6 protein-coding genes are annotated in these 18,192 nt (G+C 46.6%); 5 read left to right on the plus strand and 1 reads right to left on the minus strand.

What is annotated here, in order from left to right; genetic code table 11:
• On the plus strand, positions 1-201 hold a 201-nt coding region (locus RB620_RS27075), incomplete at its 5' end, for a transposase (protein WP_308094525.1).
• Positions 202-949: 748 nt separating this feature from the next.
• Here the strand turns inward: RB620_RS27075 and RB620_RS27080 are convergent.
• The gene (locus RB620_RS27080; protein WP_308099923.1) at positions 950-1,972 is read right to left on the minus strand and encodes a Leu/Phe/Val dehydrogenase; all 1,023 of its coding nucleotides are present in this window, start codon (positions 1,970-1,972) and stop codon (positions 950-952) included.
• A 181-nt stretch (positions 1,973-2,153) separates the two neighbouring features.
• On the opposite strand from RB620_RS27080, the gene RB620_RS27085 reads away from it, so the two are divergent.
• From RB620_RS27085 to RB620_RS27100, 4 genes are all read left to right on the plus strand, one after another.
• Entirely contained in the window at positions 2,154-2,681 is a 528-nt protein-coding gene (locus RB620_RS27085; protein ID WP_308099864.1) for a DinB family protein, read from the plus strand.
• A gap of 405 nt (positions 2,682-3,086) precedes the next feature.
• Positions 3,087-9,011 (plus strand): RCC1 domain-containing protein, encoded by a 5,925-nt coding sequence (locus RB620_RS27090; protein ID WP_308099866.1) that lies wholly within the window; start codon positions 3,087-3,089, stop codon positions 9,009-9,011.
• Positions 9,012-9,057: 46 nt separating this feature from the next.
• Positions 9,058-17,307, plus strand: coding sequence for a S8 family serine peptidase (locus RB620_RS27095; protein ID WP_374121471.1), 8,250 nt, complete (start codon positions 9,058-9,060; stop codon positions 17,305-17,307).
• Positions 17,308-17,317: 10 nt separating this feature from the next.
• Positions 17,318-17,776 (plus strand): hypothetical protein, encoded by a 459-nt coding sequence (locus RB620_RS27100; RefSeq protein ID WP_308099868.1) that lies wholly within the window; start codon positions 17,318-17,320, stop codon positions 17,774-17,776.
• Positions 17,777-18,192: the final 416 nt, after the last annotated feature.

An 18,192-nucleotide genomic window follows, 5' to 3' on the forward strand; every position in this document is an offset into this window, starting at 1 on the left:
CGGGAATCCGATACGGGCAAAGCCATATATAAATTTCGAAGCCAGACGATTGAGCGAAGTTTCGCGGACGCCAAAGTGCTCCACGGACTTCGCTATTGCCGGTTTCGGGGAAGAGACAAGGTGCAGATGCAAGTGTTGATGACAGCAACTGCACAGAACATAAAGAAAATAGCCACGCACCTCGCTAAGCTAGCGGGGTGAGTAATTCCGCATGTTTATGCGTCTCTCCTCCAATAAAAAGTCTCAAGACAATTTCATTAGTGGGGTTTCCCAACAGCCTGATTTCATGCAGCAATTTCAGCCGCTTATTTAGCCTGCGGTCGTATAAGTGGTGAAATTGCTGTACGGAGTACAGGAATGGCCAATAGCAGAAGGCTTTTCACTCAAATTTGCTGTATGGAATACAGGAATCGCTCCAAGCGACTCGAATAGCGGATATCCCGAAGAGTGCTCACACATCAGACTAATCGAATATTAGTTGCTTGGAAGGTGCACATGCCAAGCGGCCCAAATAACAGATGTCCTAAAGTATGCTCGCACCAAGCGACTCAAATGGCGGATGACCTGAGGTATGCTCGCACATCAGACTAATCGAATATTAGTTGCTTGGAAGGTGCACATGCCAAGCGGCCCAAATAACAGATGTCCTGAAGTGTGCTCGCGCCAAGCGACTCGAAAAGCGGATGTCCTGAAGTGTGCTCGCGCCAAGCGATTCGAAAAGCGGATGTCCTGAAGTGTGCTCGCACCAAGCGACTCGAAAAGTGGATGTCCTGAAGTGTGCTCGCACCAAGCGACTCAAATGGCGGATGACCTGAGGTATGCTCGCACCGAGCGTCTCGAGTGACGGATTTCCTGAGGATGCCTCGCTCCAGGCAATTGTTGTGCCGAATGTTCGACAGCTCGCCGAGAGCAAACCAGCCTCTAACTAACTAGCCAAGCCAACAGCGCCTCACTTCCGCAAAATATCCTCCGTCATCCGGTCGGCCGCGGCCGAGGTGGACGTGCCCGTCGCCGCAGCCGTTTCGTACACGTTGGTCAGCGTGCCGTAAATCTTCTCCACGTTCCGCTTCGCTTCTGCCGCGTCCCCGCCGCCGAGCTCCGAGCCCGTCACGATAATGCCTCCGGCATTGATGACGTAGTCCGGCGCGTACAGGATGCCGAGCTCCCGCAGCTTCTCTCCGTGCCGCGCCTCCGCGAGCTGGTTGTTTGCGGCTCCCGCGACGATCCTGCAATCGAGCCGCTTCAGCGCCGCGTCGTTCAGGATGCCGCCAAGCGCGCATGGGGCGAACACGTCGCATGGCACGGATAGGATGGCCTCCGGCTTGCAAGGCGTCGCCCCGAAATCCGTGGCAGCCTGCTTCACGCGTTCGGGGTCGATATCCGTGACGACCAGATAAGCCCCGTCCTCCCGCAAATACCGGCATAGCCGGTAACCGACCTTGCCGAGACCCTGCACGGCAATCGTTCTGCCAAGCGTTGATTCCATACCGAATACGCGTTTCATTGAAGCCCGTATGCCGAGGAAAACGCCGTATGCCGTCATCGTGGCGGTCAAATCGTTTACGGCGCCGAGCGAGCCCGACACGTCGGTGACATAAGAAGTCGTCTCGCGGATGCGGTCCATGTCGGCGACCGTCGTGCCGAGATCCATGCCGGTAATGTAGTGGCCTTGCAGCTTATCGATATAACGGCCGAGCGTTCGGAACAGCTGCTCGCGAGCTCCTTGTCCGGGATGGGATAAAATAACCGCTTTGCCCCCGCCGTAGGTAAGGCCGGAGATCGCGGATTTGTAAGTCATGCCTTTAGCGAGCCGCAGCGCGTCCGTGACAGCCGCTTCGTCGCTGTCGTATTGCCACATTCGGCATCCGCCGAGAGCGGGGCCAAGCCTCGTATTATCGATGGCGATGATCGCTTTGAATCCGCTCGCCCTGTCCTGGAGGAAGAATACCCCTTCATAATTTTGCTGCCACATGTCCAAGATGAACCCTCCCTCGAAAGTTCGTTCATGCTGCGGGTCTGATGGGTCTGTATGATGATAGAATATTCAGCGCGGCATGCCTTGGACTAGGCGTAAGCGGGGGATGGGCGGCACGAAGATACGTGGTATACTTTTCCTTATTCATCATTTCGAGTTTACGAAGGAGTGTATGCGAATGGTATTGCCAAAACCGTTGGACGGCCTTTACCCGCCGCCTTTCAACAACTACATCGTGCTGGTGCCGGAGAGCGATCCCGTCCAGCTGCTGAAAGAGCAGGGAGAGGCAATCGACGCCTTATATGAGTCGATCGGCGAGGAGCGAAGTTTTTTCCGTTACGAGGAGGGCAAATGGAGCTTGAAGGAAGTACTCGGCCACATCATGGATACGGAGCGGATTACGAGTTACCGCTTGATGTGCGCCGCCCGTGGAGATCAGACGCCGCTGCCGCGGCATCCGGATCAATTCGTGAACTTCACGAAGTTCGACCGGCGTCCTTTGGCCGAGCTCGTTGCCGAGTATCGCGCCGTCCGGGCCGCAACGCTGGCTCTTGTGCAAGGACTGGAGGCGGAGGAGCTTGGCCGCACGGGAGTGGTGAACGATACGAAGACGATCGCGTCGGCGCTCGTTTATTTTATCGCGGGACATGCGGAGCATCATCTTCGTATCGTGAGGGAGAGGTATTTGCCGAAGTTGGGGCAGTAGAACATGAGTAAGATGGGCTGGAGAAGGGGAGTTGGAAGGAGAGCATACGAGCTAGTTGGAGTGCTAGAATAATACCAGAAGCGATAGGGGCTGTCCTGAAAGTCGATTTGACTTGGGCGGCCTCTTATTTGTATTTCTATTCAACTTATCAGGCCAAAACCATATTCTTGCGGCCGGTCTTTTCGATCCGAGCGATCTTATTCGACAATTATGAATCGTCCATAAATTAATAAATCAGTCTCAAGTCACTACTATTGAAGACAAACGACAAAATGACTGCAGGTTCGACAATTTACAACATTTTTCATCTATTACAATTATCGAAATGTTGGATTATAATGGATATCGTGATTGTTGATATCGAATCATAGAGTCCTATTAATCTAGTCCAAAAGGAGAAGTTTCATGAACATGAAAAAAACGATTGTGATGTGCATTTTAACAGCATTATTGGTTCAATTGACTTTCATACCTGGAATGGCTCAGGCACAATCTGCAACTAATTATCCATCGGTTGCAGCGGGCTATTATCACACCTTATTTTTGATGCCGGATGGAAAGGTAAGAGGAGTAGGTTTAAACAACTTAACTCAGGTTGGAAATGGTTCGACTAATACTGCAAGTTCACCAGTAGAAATTAACCTGACGAGAATTCGCCAAATAACTGCTAGTAAGTACTATAGCTCTTATGCAGTAAATGAATCGGGGGAAGTATTTGTTTGGGGATATAATAGCAACGGAGAACTAGGGACTGGAAATACGTCGCAATATTCAGTACCTACTAAGAACACCAATTTATCAAATGTCATGCAAGTAGCGGCAGGAGACAATTTTGCCGTTGCTCTTATGAAAGACGGAACTTTAAAAGCATGGGGTAATAACGGAGTTGGACAATTAGGGAATGGGACATACAGTAACTCATTAACTCCTGTAACGATACCCGGAATATCTGATGTCAAAAAAATTGCTGCTGGCTCTAACTATGTTGCTGCATTGTTAAATAACGGAACGGTTAAAACTTGGGGATATAATCAATACGGACAATTAGGATTAGGTCATACTAATACTGTGAGTTCTCCCACAGTTGTTCCAGGGCTAACGAATGTTAAAGATATAGCTGCAGGAAGTCAATATGCTCTGGCAATCATGAATGATGGTACAGTTAAGGCATGGGGAATTAATGCCAATGGTCAATTGGGAATTGGTTCGACTGCTCAGCAATTATCGCCAGTTAATATCAGTGGACTAGATAATGTATCCCAGATTTCAGCAGGAAGTAGTCATACACTTGCTGTATTAAATGATGGTAAGGTCAAGGTATGGGGCAACAATTATAGTTATCAATTGGGTTTAGCTTCCCAGGGAAATTATACTTCCCCGATAGAACTTAAAATAGATAACATCCTTTATGCTGCAACGGGATACGACTATAGCTTTCTAATATCGAGAGACTATAGTATTCGTGGCATGGGGTCTAACTCCAACTTTCAGCTAGGTCTAGGAGATAGTAGCCCGCGTACGACACCAACTTTAATTAATATGCAAGTCATGACCATTCCGATTCAGGCCACGGGTTATATTGGGCAAAATTTTATTGCTACGGGACCAAATTCTAATTCTACTTTTATTTATTCGAATGGTGTAATGAAGGTAACAGGGAGTAACAGTTCCGGCCAATTAGGATTAGGAGATTCGATCGGCCGCAATACACCGACAACTATCTCTGACCTAACCGGAATAAAGCAGCTTGTAGCAGGCACATCCCATACCCTGACGTTAATGGAAGATGGCACGGTCAAGGCGTGGGGATCGAGCTCTTCCGGTGGGTTAGGATTAGGGAACACGACCAGCAGAAATATTCCTACTACGATAGCTGGCTTAACTGGAGTGAAGCAGCTTACAGCGGGATCATCCTCATCCCATACACTAGCATTAATGGAAGATGGATCGGTCAAGGCATGGGGGTCTAACTCTTACGGTCAGTTAGGATTAGGACTAGAAGACACGAGCGATAGAAATATTCCTACTACAATATTAGGCTTAACCGGAGTGAAGCAGATAGCTGCGGGCTCGTACTATACCCTGGCGTTAATGGAGGATGGGACGGTCAAGGCGTGGGGGAATAACGTTTCTGGTCAGTTAGGATTAGGAGACACGACCAGCAGAAGTATCCCAGTGACTATAACTGGCTTAACCGGAGTGAAGCAATTATCGGCGGGCAACTCCCATATGATGGCGCTAATGGAGGATGGAACGATTAAGGCGTGGGGATCTAACTCTTCCGGTCAATTAGGATTAGGCGACACGACCAGCAGAAATACTCCTACTACAATAGCTGGCTTAACTGGAGTGAAGCAACTCGCAGCAGGTTCATCCCAAACGTTGGCGCTAATGGAGGATGGAACGGTAAAGGTTTGGGGATCTAACTCTTTCGGTCAATTAGGATTAGGAAACACGACCAACAGAAGCATCCCCACAACTATTTCTGGCTTAACTAAAGTAAAACAACTAGCAGCAGGTGCTTCACATACCGTAGCATTAATGGAGGATGGAACGATTAAGGCGTGGGGATCTAACTCTTCTGGTCAATTAGGATTAGGAGGTACAACGGCTATAAAAAATATTCCCACAGCTATATCTAGCTTAACCGGGGTGAAACAGATAGTCGCAGGCTCTTATTATACCTTGGCGTTAATGAATGAAGGAACGGTTAAGGCTTGGGGATCTAACTCTTCCGGTGAATTAGGATTAGGAGACACGTTTACCAGATATATCCTTACTCATATAGCTGGCTTATCTGAAGTAAGGCAGTTAGCGGCACGCAGTAATCATGCATTAGCATTAATGCAGAATGGAACGATCAAAACTTGGGGTGTAAACTCTTATGGACAATTAGGATTGGGAGATACGACCAGTAGATATACTCCTACTTCAATTTCTGGGTTAGCCGGAGTGAAACAGATAGTAGCGGGCTCATCTTATACCTTGGCGTTAATGGAGGACGGGACGACTAAAACTTGGGGATTAAACTCGTCCGGTCAATTAGGATTAGGTGATGCGATCAGCAGAAATATCCCAACGACTATAACTGGCTTAACTGGAGTGAAGCAGCTAACGGCAGGCGATTCCCATACGTTGGCGTTAATGGAAGATGGAACAGTTAAGGCGTGGGGGGCTAACTCTTCTGGTCAATTAGGATTAGGCAATACGACCAGCAGAAATATCCCAACGACTATAGCTGGCTTAACTGGAGTGAAGCAGCTATCGGCGGGTAATTCACATACGTTGGCGTTAATGGAAGATGGAACGGTTAAGGCTTGGGGATCTAACTCTTCCGGTCAATTAGGATTAGGTGATACGAATAACAGGAATATCCCAACGACTATAGCTGGCTTAACCGGAGTGAAACAGATAACGGCAGGCTTTTATTATACCTTGGCGTTAATGGAGAATGGAACAATTAAGGTTTGGGGTTCTAACTATGAGGGTCAATTGGGATTAGGTGACATATCAAGTAGAATTATTCCAACGACTCTAGCAAGTTTAACTGGAGTAATGCAGCTAGCAGCGGGCAACCTCCATACGTTGGTGTTAATGGAGGATGGAACGCTCAAAGGATGGGGGTTAAACACTTCTGGACAATTAGGATTAGGACATTCAAAGTATGCTTATGAACCAACTAATCTAATGATGATTCATAATACTCCTGGACTCGTCCTTAGCGGTCTACCAGACACCACAGTCACCGCAAGGATATTTCTTGATTCCGGAACAGAACCTTTAGAAACAAAGAATGTTCGATTATCTCAAGAGAGTAGTTACGTCAATTTCGAGTCTTTATATACGTCAGCCTTATCACAAGGAACCCATAAATTAGTATTTGAAGTAACAGACGGTGTCCAACTCGTTCGTAAAGAAGTTCCTTTCGAAGTGACAAATGCTTTACCTACAATAGACTCTTTCAACATAACATCGGATACGAACTCCATAACGGCAATCGGATCATCTGCCAGCGGGGCATTAGATCCTTCGCCTTATCGCTTTATCTTCGATGAGTCCGACAGTGGTTGGATGACAGGCAGTCCTGCAGCAACTTATACACTAAACGGACTGCAGCCTAATACGAAATACCCTGTCGAATTTCAAGTGAAGAACGCTAACGGCCAGATTACAACACAGAAGAAAGATGCATTTACGTTAGCAGCCGCACCAACCTTAGCCTCATCAGGTATTACACCAACATCCGCAACATTTACTGTGTCAGACTCAAACCCTTCAGACACCTCCTATCAGATTACAGTTGGCAATAAATTTGTTTCTACAGACGGCACGTTAACGATGCAACCCGTCTGGATTTCGATTCCGGCCAAGAAAATTACGGTCAAAGGCCTACAGTCCGGCACTAACTACAAATTCCAAATCAAGGCTCGGAATAAGGAAGGGATCGAAACGGCAATATCGGCCGCGGTGCAAGCCGGCCCGCCTATTAAACCACCAACTATTCCAGCAGGACTCAAGGCCGTACCATTAACGAATCAAATTGAACTGAGTTGGAAGCCCGTACTTGAAGCCACGTCCTATCAATTGGAGACGGATGGATCGATTGTAGAAGTTGGCATTCAATTGTCTTATATTCACAATAACTTGACGCCTAGTACTTCCCATCTTTATCGCGTACGCGCAGTGCGAGACGGAGTGCCTGGAGAATGGAGCGAGCCACTATCTACAAAGACGTTAATGCCTGCACCGGTTACGCCAGCTTCAGTGACGGTTAGCTCAACCGCAAAGAGCGTAACGATTCAATGGAGCGGCGTGACCAACGTGCTGAGCTACGAATTGGAATGGGACGGTCAATTATATCGTGTAGGTAGAGAAGCTACAGTCTATACTTTCAGAGATTTACTACCTGGATCTCAGCATTCGTATCGCGTTCGCGCCATCAATACAGGCGGACCGGGTCCATGGTCTTCACTCAGAACGGTGCTGACACTACTAACAGCACCTGCTGCACCTGCGGGGATAACCGGATCGGCATCCGACACCACGGTACATCTGAACTGGCAACGAGTTGAGGATGCAACTTATTACGAAATTATGGCGAATGGAGTCGTATTTTATAACGGTTCTGCTAATTTTGCTTCGCTTGGCGGTTTGCAACCGAATACAACCTATCAATATAGCGTTCGGGCTTGGAATGAGTTAGGTTCCAGTACGTGGAGCAACTCGCTTTCTTTAACGACGTTCGCTTTGGCTACGCCGAAGTTAACCAAAGAATATGCGGATGATACGGAACTTTCATTGAAATGGGGGGCAGTAACCGGAGCGTCAAGTTATGAGTTGGAACGTAACGGCGTCCTCCAACAAGTTAGCGGCATAAACGTCATTCAAGAAGGCTTGCAGCCTGAGACCGTATATACGTACCGAATTCGAGCAAAAGGTTCTAACGGAAGTAGTGCATGGTCCTCCGAGATGAAGCTGACTACGCTTCCGGCTAAGCCGGTTGCGCCTGTCGGAATCTACGCCGTAGCAGGTAAGGATTACATTACTTTGTCTTGGGAGAACGTCGTCGGAGCTAGCGGCTATCAAGTTGAAATCGATGGTAAGGTGATAATGGATAACTTTAATGCCACGTCTTATTCAGACGAGCTTCTTGATCCTTTCACCGCGCATACGTATCGTATTCGAGCAGTAACCGATGCGGTTCAAGGCGATTGGACGACCGCCATTGCTATGAGAACGTTACCTGAAGTGCCGAAAGCACCTGAAGGCATCACGCTCTCCTCTTCCGGGAACTTAGTACAATTGTCGTGGGCAGAAGAACCTTCGGCAGTACGTTATGAGCTCGAGATCAATGGCGCTGTGAAAGATGCAGGATTGCAGACGAGTTATACGCACCGTAGGGTAGCTGCAGGTTCCGAAAATCGTTATCGGATACGCACAATTAATGAAGCGGGTATCGGAGCTTGGAGCAATCTGATCGTGAACAATACAATAAACGCGAAGCTAACCAAAGGGAAGTTGGTCGATCTTAATTTGACGGCCTCCGATATCACGGATTTCAGCAAATATACTTTGATGATTAGTTATGACGCCAATGCAATGAAGGTGACGGATTTATCCTCCCTTACAGGAAAACCGGAATTAACGACGGGTCGCATTGAAGGGACAGATATCACCATCATGCAATTTACCCCGGGTCGTATCACCTTTGTGACGGATAAGCCGATTGAATCCGGACAGTCTTGGACGGGCGTTATTAACAGCATAAAATTCCAGGGACTCGCTTCCGGCGGATCTTCCATTACGTATACGGTTGTCCAACAATCTTAAATAGTAATAACGATGAGAGTCCCATTATTCGATATCGGAGGAACCTATGAAAACTATTTTATCGGCTTTATTCAAAAGCTTATTAATCATCGTATTGCTGAGCTCTTTCGCTCAAGATTACAGCTATGTATACGCTGAAGGGCAGAAGAACAAACCCACTCCACGGAGTAAGACTGAAGTGCTTGTCAAATACAAAGACCAGTCCAAATCCAAGGAAGCGAAGGAGCGGGTAGACAAGAAGTTATCGGCTAACGATCTTACCAGCAAGCGCAAAATGCAGCGTACCGGTGTGGAATTGCTAACGATTGAGGGTACAGGCTCGATGGAGGGGGTTCTGAGCGAACTTCGCAAAGATCCAAACGTACAATACGCGCAGCCGAACTATGAGCTAACACCTCTTGCGTTACCCGAGGATGAGCGATTTGAGGAATCTTGGGGATTGAACAACACAGGCCAAGACGTTGCGATGCAGCAAGGAGTGAAAGGCGTTGATATTCGCACGCTTGAAGCTTGGCAGCATACGACGGGACAAGCGTCTACGCTAATCGGAATATTGGACACGGGTATCGATATCCAGCATCCCGATTTGGCGGATCGTATTTATAGAAATTCGCTGGAGATTTCGGGCAACGGACTTGATGATGACGGGAATGGATATATAGATGACACGAGCGGTTGGGATTTTGCTAATGACGACGCAACCGTATTTGATGCGGCAACACATGACAAACATGGTACGTTCGTGGCTGGTTTAGTTGCGGCAAGCGCTAATAGTATTGGAACAAGGGGCGTGGCGCCGAACATCACTCTGCTACCATTAAAGTTCATGTCGGACAACAAAGGATATACATCTGACGCGATTGCGGCGATCGAATATGCCAAACAAGCCGGAGTCAAGATCATAAATGCCAGCTTCGGCAGCCCATCTTCTAATCCGGCCTTAGAGGATGCTATACGCAATAGCGGTATCTTGTTCATAAGCGGTGCTGGAAACAATGGACAGGATACGGCGGCAAGTCCCGTCTATCCTGCGGCCTATTCTTTACCCAATGTGATTTCGGTAGCCGCGTTGGATAATCAAGGAATACTGGCGGCTACGTCCAATTACGGGACAAACGTGGATTTGGCGGCGCCGGGAGTTGCAGTGCTGAGCACTTTGCCGAATGAATCCAATGGTTACTTGACGGGTACGTCGATGTCAGCCGCCTTCGTATCCGGTGTCGCGGGATTGGTCCAGAGCATGTACCCGGATTTGACGGCCGTTCAATTGGCTGATCGATTAAGAGCAGCCACAACATCGCTCGCCTCCTTGAAAGGAAAGGTAGCTAGCGGCGGCATCGTAGATGCCGCCAAGGCGATAACGGGAGAGGAAGCAGGCCCGGTTGTCACAGATGAGACAACCCCTGTCATGGGCGAAGAAGATATCGACGATATGGTGGTAACGTTGGCTGCCGAGATTGATCCGGCGTTGCAAGAACAGATCCATTACGGGGAAGAGGGCGTTTCCGTCACGACGGGGAATTATTCGAAGACTATCACGGATATGTCCGTCACGTCTCCCGGCTTTACAATCAATATCGGCCGGACTTACAATTCCAAGGATGACCGTACTTCAAGCTGGATGGGAAGGGGATGGACGTTCAGCTTCGAAGGTAGCTTAAAACTGGGGACTCAGATGGTTGCCAAGCTGCCGAATGGATCGGCTCAAGTGTTCATTAAGAGCGGGGATACATATACGGCCAACGACTCGCATAGCGAGTTGAAGAAGCAGCCGGACAATACGCATATCCTGACGACCTCAGACCAATATTCGTACGGTTTTACGAGCGACGGTTATTTGAACTGGATGAAGGATCCCGCAGGAAATACGATTACGATCGAAGTCAGCAACATGGGGAAAGTAACCAAAATAACGGATACCGTCGGCCGTGATTATACGGTTTCTTATACCGGTAACCTCATAACGAAAATAACGGATGTGACGGGGCGGTTCGTTACATATAGTTATGACAGCTCGAATCGACTGATCAATGTAACGGATGCCGAGGGCAAAGTCATATCCCGATATGAATATGATTCGTATAGCTACTTGAACGTCGTCCGCAATTCCAGCGATCATGTTGTGGCTTCCATCATCTATGACCGAAACGCTGGCGTTAACCAAAACAAAGTTTCCCGTTACACCGACACGTACGGAAATGCGCAATCATTCATTTACGATACGGTAAATCGGAAGACAACCATTAAGGATATCAATGGTCGTACATTGACGAAGTGGTACGATATGGCGATGTTTGTCACGAAGTCGCAAGATCCCGAAGGCAAGCAAACCGTTGTCGAATATTATACGGATGCAAGCGGCTTTAATAAATTCGGCGAAGAGAAGTCGATTACGGATCGAAATGGCAACAAAACGTTATACGAAAGAGACAATAGAGGCAATATTACCAAAATCGTTAATCCGGATGGAAGCTTCCGGGAATATGCCTACGACAATTGGAACCATCTTGTTAAGGAGAAGGACGAGCTTGGCAAGACGATATATTACGAATATATTAACCATTTGAAAACCAAACAGATTAATCCGATTAACGGTACAGACGTCTACAATGGCACTTTATCCGGAGCTTTCATCGTTACTTCTTTTACGTATTATTCCCAAGCCGAGGCACAGCGTTTCGGCGTTTCGGTCAATGGTTTGTTGAAATCGGAGACCGATGCGGAAGGGAATGTAATCATCTATACGTATGACAAATACGGCAACGCCGTTACTAGCACCGCTCCTGGGGGAGGCGTAACAAGGAAAAGTTATTCGCCGCTTGGTTGGCTAACCTCTGTGATTACGCCGGAAGGATATCGAACGGATTATACGTATGACAGGAATGGAAGATTATTGAGGAAGGTCGAAGATGGAGGAGAAACGTCTCGTTCCGTCTATGACACGGAAGGACGTAATGTTCAAGAAATTCGGCCTAACCAATATCAATCGTTCGAAGACCAACTATCTAATTCTACTGGCATTGCTTATAACAATCAGGAAGCAGGATTCAGAACTTATTATTATCCATATGGCAAGATCGAACGTACAGTCGATGAGATGGGTTTCGAAACCCGATATGAATACGACATATATGGCAACGTTACGAGAGAAATTCAACCGAACGGTTCGGAGTATGTGTATGAATACGATGTCATGAATCGGATTAAAAGGGTATTGTTCAAAACCAGTAAATCGGCTGTACCTGTGAAGGTGAAGGATATTGCGATCACAACTTTATCTAACGGGCATGAGCGCAAGACGGAAACCGTGTTTTTGAACGATACGGAACAAGCAGTAACCGCAACTGTATTTGATTGGAAGGGAAGAGTAGTCGAGAAACAACTTCCGGACGGGAATACGGATCGAACAACTTACCATGCCAATGGTTTGACGAGTGCGGTCACAGATGCCAGAGGCTCTTCCACGATTTACGCCTACGATGGATTAAATCGTCTAACCGATCAATGGGCGCCTCTGGATAAAGGAAAGTACATGTATACAGGGTTTGTCTATAATCGGAACGGGCAAAAAGTTGAAGAGCGCCGGGGTAAAGATCCTGTATCGCTATATAGCAAGCCGATTGGAGACCGAGCCGTTGTGTCCACATACATCTATGACGAACAGGGGCATAACACGGAGCTGCTCCATTCATCCGGCGGCAAAACCCTGATGCAATACAATTTGGACGGGCAGTTGGTTAGGAAAGAGGAATATTCATCAGCATCAGCGTCCATGGTAACCCAATATGCATACAATCATCGTGGTCAGATTATTTCCCAGAAAAATCCGGTAAGGGGCGGAGATATTAGCGGCGTTGCATTTACAAGCAATAACTTGATACAACTCGAGACTAAAACCCGCTATGACGCCAATGGGAACATAGTTTCTGTTATAACACCGGACGGCAAAGAAACAAAGTATGAATATGATGCGCTAAACCGAGTGACGAAAACGAAGAGTGAGGCTTTGGACGAATTTGGAAAACCATCCATTGCGACAACGGAGACGACTTACAACTGGCAGGGAAACCCGCTTACTTCGACGGATGTTTTAGGACGAAAGACGTCCTATTCGTATAATGCGAATGGTTCGCTTGAACTCACAACGTATCCGCATGGCGGAAAGCAGTTACAAGTTTACGACCGGGCACAACGAAAAATCGCCGTTATTTCGCCGGCAGCTTATCGTGAAGACTTGCATTGGGATCAAATGCAACGAACTGAATATATGTATGATAAGATGGATCGGGTTAAGGTTGTAACGGAATTTTTCAAAAGTTTAGAGTATAACCCGCAGAGCGAGGAACTGACATCCGAATGGGAAGAACTGGTTACAAAGGCGTTCGCATATGACGAGAAAGGCAATGTCACCAAAGAACTTGACGGAGAAGGTTATGCTTTCGGAACGGGCAAGACGGCGGACGAACGCATTCAGAACGGGTATGGTACTCGAACGACTTATAACGCCGCCAATTTGATTGCCACAAAGACGGATCCGGTTAGCGCTGAGAAAGGTAATAAATTTACAAGTATTTATACGTATGATGGTCTAGGTAGACAAATCGCCGAAACCGATGCGATCGGCACGGTGTACGTCACCTATTACGACGATGCAAACCGTATATCGTCGACAGCCGTACGGAAGTCGGCTGCTTCGCCAGAGCAGGCACTTACGACGAATGAGTATGACTGGGCGGGGCACCTGCTCGAGCAGAGGGATGCGAATGGACAGGTAACGCGTTACAGTTATAATGATTTTGGTCAGATCCGTACGGTACAAATGCCTGGAGACGAGACCATGCCGCCCCAAGTATTGAACCGACAATACGATGTGATGGGTCGCCTTGCGAAGGAATGGGATGCGCTTGGCGCCGTTCAATTGACAACATACGATCCGAGCGGAAGAGTCATAAGTCAAACCCAGCAGTCCAGCACGAGTACGAATAGGATCACGACTTCTACCGGATATGATTTGGCTGGTAATAAGCGATTCGAGACCGATGGCAATGGCAATCGGATCGCCTATCAATATGATGCAATGAACCGATTGATAGAGAAACAGGTCAAAGTAACAGGCGTTAACTCGGCGTCACAGGAACAGGTGACATCGTATCTATACGACCGGAATGGAAATATTCTTAATGAGAACTACTTAATAAATGGAGAGACTCATGAATTAACATTCGTTTACGACGGCCTTAATCGGTTGGCGGTGAAATGGGATGCCAACGGAGTTGTCGTTCAAAGATTGGCGTATAACGCCAACCATGCGCAAGTAAAATCATGGGATGCATTGAATCGGCTTTCTCAATATCAATATGATCGCAATAATCGGGAGACGGCACGAGTAGATGCGTTAAATAACCGCATCGAAAACGTGTATAACGAGTTGGGACTCGTCAGCTTGTATCGCGATGCGAAAGGCAACGAAACGGCGTATTCGTATGATTTCATGCGTAGACTGACGAGCATAACGAATGCGTTGGGCGAAGTAACCCGTTATACGTATGATCAGGTTGGTAACAAACTGACGCAGACGGATGGTAGAGGTTTTACGCAAACCTTCGTCTACAACGCCGGCAATAAGCTCATTGCACGCATCGATCCCGCAGCCGAGCAGAGCGACGAATCCGTTCCGACCGAAAATATGGAAGCCAAGACGGAAAGCTATCGTTATCGCGCAGACGGTAGCTTGCATTCGAAGATTGACCGAAACGGTCATACGACAACGTATGCCTATGACATTCATGGTAGGTTAACGACGGAATCGGTCGAAGGAGCGGGCATTGCCCAGCTCTCTGAGCTGCAGCTGAAAGTGACATACACATACGATGCGAACGGCAACCAACTTACGATGACGGATAGCACCGGGACGACAAGCCGGACGTATGACGAGCTTAACCGGGTCGTAACGAAGTCCGTTCCGAAGATGGGAACTAGCGTCTTCCATTACGATGTAATGGATGAATTGTTCCCAGGTTATTCTGTTGAGAAAACCGTGGATGTCAAAAACAACGAAACTTTGAAGGTCTATGATAATGCAAATCGCTTGTCGATTGTTAAGAGCAGCCCGACAGACACAGCCACGTACACCTATTACGATGATGGCAGCGTGAAGATGATTCAATACAGCAACGGCATCAAGGAGGAATATACGTATACCGCGGGTAATCAATTAGAGACGCTGAAGAACTGGAAGGGCACTACACTGCTAGATTCTTACACGTATGCGTACGATGCGGCAGGGAATCAAACTTCCAAGACCGAAATGCAAAACGGCGTCACGATTGGGACTACGACGTATACGTATGACGAATTGAATCGACTTTCGCGCGTCCAAGAACCAAGCGGCCGTGTATCCAGCTACACCTACGACGCCTCCGGCAACCGAACGCAGGAGAAAGTCGTTCAGGGAAGCCAGGTCACCTTGACTTTGTACACGTACAACGAGCAGAATCGGCTCATGAATACGACAGAAGTCAAGACGAATGGCGAGAAGCTGATCGATCAATACAAATACGATAACAACGGCAACTTGATCTTCAAGGGACGCGAGGTTACTAAAGTTGTTGATCCCATGCAGCCGATCGATCCAAGCTTTGGCATGTTCATCACTGGCCAGGAGAACGAGAATCCGCGTATCCAAAATATTGTCGACGGCACGGCCCAGTTTGTCTACGATGGTTGGAATCAATTAATTCAGATTGGCTCGGGAAGCGGCGGTTCAACCTATGCGTATAATGCCGAAGGCCTTCGTACGCAGAAGACAGTAGGAGGAGAGACGACTCTTTATCTCTATGAATACGATAAAGTTATTCTGGAGGTTAACGGCAAAGGCCAGACCAAAGCAAGAAATGTATATGGCATTAACTTGCTGACGCGGGAAATGGGCAGCGAGAAATACAGCTACTTGTACAACGGCCATGGCGACGTCACTTCATTGGTAGACAACGCAGGCGTTGTTAAGGCTTCGTATCGGTATGACGCATTCGGCAACATAATGGAGTCCACGGGTACCGTTCAGAATCCGATTCGATATGCGGGATATCAGTACGACGAGGAGAGCAAGCTGTATTATTTGAACGCCCGTTATTATGATCCGAAGATCGCAAGGTTCTTGAGCGAGGATACGTATCGAGGGAATGCTAAAGATCCGTTGTCGCTGAATCTTTATACGTACACAATTAATAATCCGTTGAAGTATTATGATCCTAGTGGTCATAATTATATTGATCGCGGAGATAAAGGCAAAGAAGTCAAAGAAGTACAACAGAAGCTAAAGGATATGGGCTTTAATGTTGCAGTGGATGGTTCGTTTGGTCCTCAAACCGAGGCAGCGGTTAAGGCATTCCAGAAGAGTATGGGCATCAAAGTAGATGGTAGCGTGGGTAATCAGACGTTGAGCGTATTGAATGCTGCACACAGTACTAGAGCAGCTCCAGACTCTATTCAACAATATGCTCTTGATTCAGCTAAGAATACAAAGCCAGGAGGACTATCATCAGCCGATAATTCTTATTATAATGATTCAAGAAGGAATAAGAACTATCAACCTGAGCAGGGATCTAATACCAAGCAGTCATCATCTAAGGAATCCAGTAATACGGGTAAGCAGTCAACTCAGCCTGCAAAATCGACATCTGATCTGAACTCAAACACCCAGGTAAGTAAGTTTCAAGGAGCAGTCAATAATGCGAAAAACCTTGCCTATGACTTTCTTGATGGTTATACGATGGGCGCATGGGGTGAATATGTTGCAATAACTGAGGAAGATCCTTACTCCTTTAAACAATTTTTAGCTGCAGGTAATGTCGCAATAAATTTCATTCCGCAAAAGAAGGTACAGGAATTAATTGAAAGTGGGCCTGTAATAGTAAAAGAGGTTGTTGAAACCGTTGAAACAACAGTGAAGGGTATTATGGCAAAAAACGCTGATGAGGGGACGGGTAATCAATTAACTCGGAACGTAACTAAGACTTCCGAACTTGATAAGAATTTGCTTGATAATCTAACAGATGCAGGCACAATTAAATCAGGAGGAAGAAGTGGTGGAGGAAGACCACTGAATGGTACTCCGAACAGTTACGTTAAAACAGATGCAGGGCACACCCTTGTATATGATGGTGATGGCAGACTAATTTATGATATTTCGAGTGAAAGGGTAAAAATGACCGTTTGGGATAAAGCACCTAACGGAAATTATTATCCAAGGGATGTAAAATTGGAAGGTAGTGTTCCATCAGAATTATTAAAATAGGAGATTGAACATGAAAATTTATGAAAGCATAGCCAATGAGAACTTGCTGAAAGAATTTGCGAATCCTATGGGAAAGACTATGATGAATCATGCCTTTAATACTTGTGGTATTGAAAACTATTTATCGATTGCCACAGTGCTTTCACCTAAGATTTTAGAAGTCAATGGTTGCTACTTCATCTCTGAATTTTATAATGGCAATATTGAATCGCTAGAACAGGAGTATAATTTTGACAGACAAAAAATAGAAAAGCACGTTAATAGTTGGTCTTTGACAGACTTTTTCTTACTAGCAAGAGATAGTTCGTTGGATAATGATGGTATCTATTTTAATTTCTGCAAAATTATCAAATACTTTTGGGAATTATGGTTTAAGGAACTATTTCCTGAGCTCAAATTTAATATTGAAATAATTGAAAATTTCATGGGAGAGTCAGACATGGCAATAACTGTTTATCAACTTACATGAATCATAAGTATAGACCTTGATTGGCTTCATGCCTTTCAAGGTTTCTTTTTTGGTGGGGGCCACCCAGTGCCGAATGAACCCATCATTCAACCAAAAACACATCTAACCCATGTAATACCCGTATAATGATTTCTTGAATTTGTTGTACGTACTAGAATGCTTGAATTTTATATCCTAAATAACGCTATACCGTTACATTTTACAGGTCGATTATGGTCAGATACTACCATGATTGACCTGTTTTTTGTTATCTTCGCTTTCTTGCGTTTTTTTCAAAATTTTTCGCAACTGTAGAATACTTCGCCCCGATAGGGAGGATGACAAGGTAATGCATCTTTTAAGATGGAAAGCACGACCATTATTAGTAGGGGCGGCTAAATCAAGTAATTTGATTTTGTCCGCAACAGAACTGTTCA

The organism is Paenibacillus sp. LHD-117 (assembly GCF_030929555.1).
In the GTDB taxonomy this organism is placed as follows: Bacteria; Bacillota; Bacilli; order Paenibacillales; family Paenibacillaceae; genus Pristimantibacillus.

Bases quoted from the DNA above. Each gene is read 5' to 3' on its own strand.
- RB620_RS27080 (WP_308099923.1), bottom strand. From the start codon at position 1,972: ATGTGGCAGCAAAATTATGAAGGGGTATTCTTCCTCCAGGACAGGGCG.
- RB620_RS27085 (WP_308099864.1), top strand. From the start codon at position 2,154: ATGGTATTGCCAAAACCGTTGGACGGCCTTTACCCGCCGCCTTTCAAC.
- RB620_RS27090 (WP_308099866.1), top strand. From the start codon at position 3,087: ATGAACATGAAAAAAACGATTGTGATGTGCATTTTAACAGCATTATTG.
- RB620_RS27095 (WP_374121471.1), top strand. From the start codon at position 9,058: ATGAAAACTATTTTATCGGCTTTATTCAAAAGCTTATTAATCATCGTA.
- RB620_RS27100 (WP_308099868.1), top strand. From the start codon at position 17,318: ATGAAAATTTATGAAAGCATAGCCAATGAGAACTTGCTGAAAGAATTT.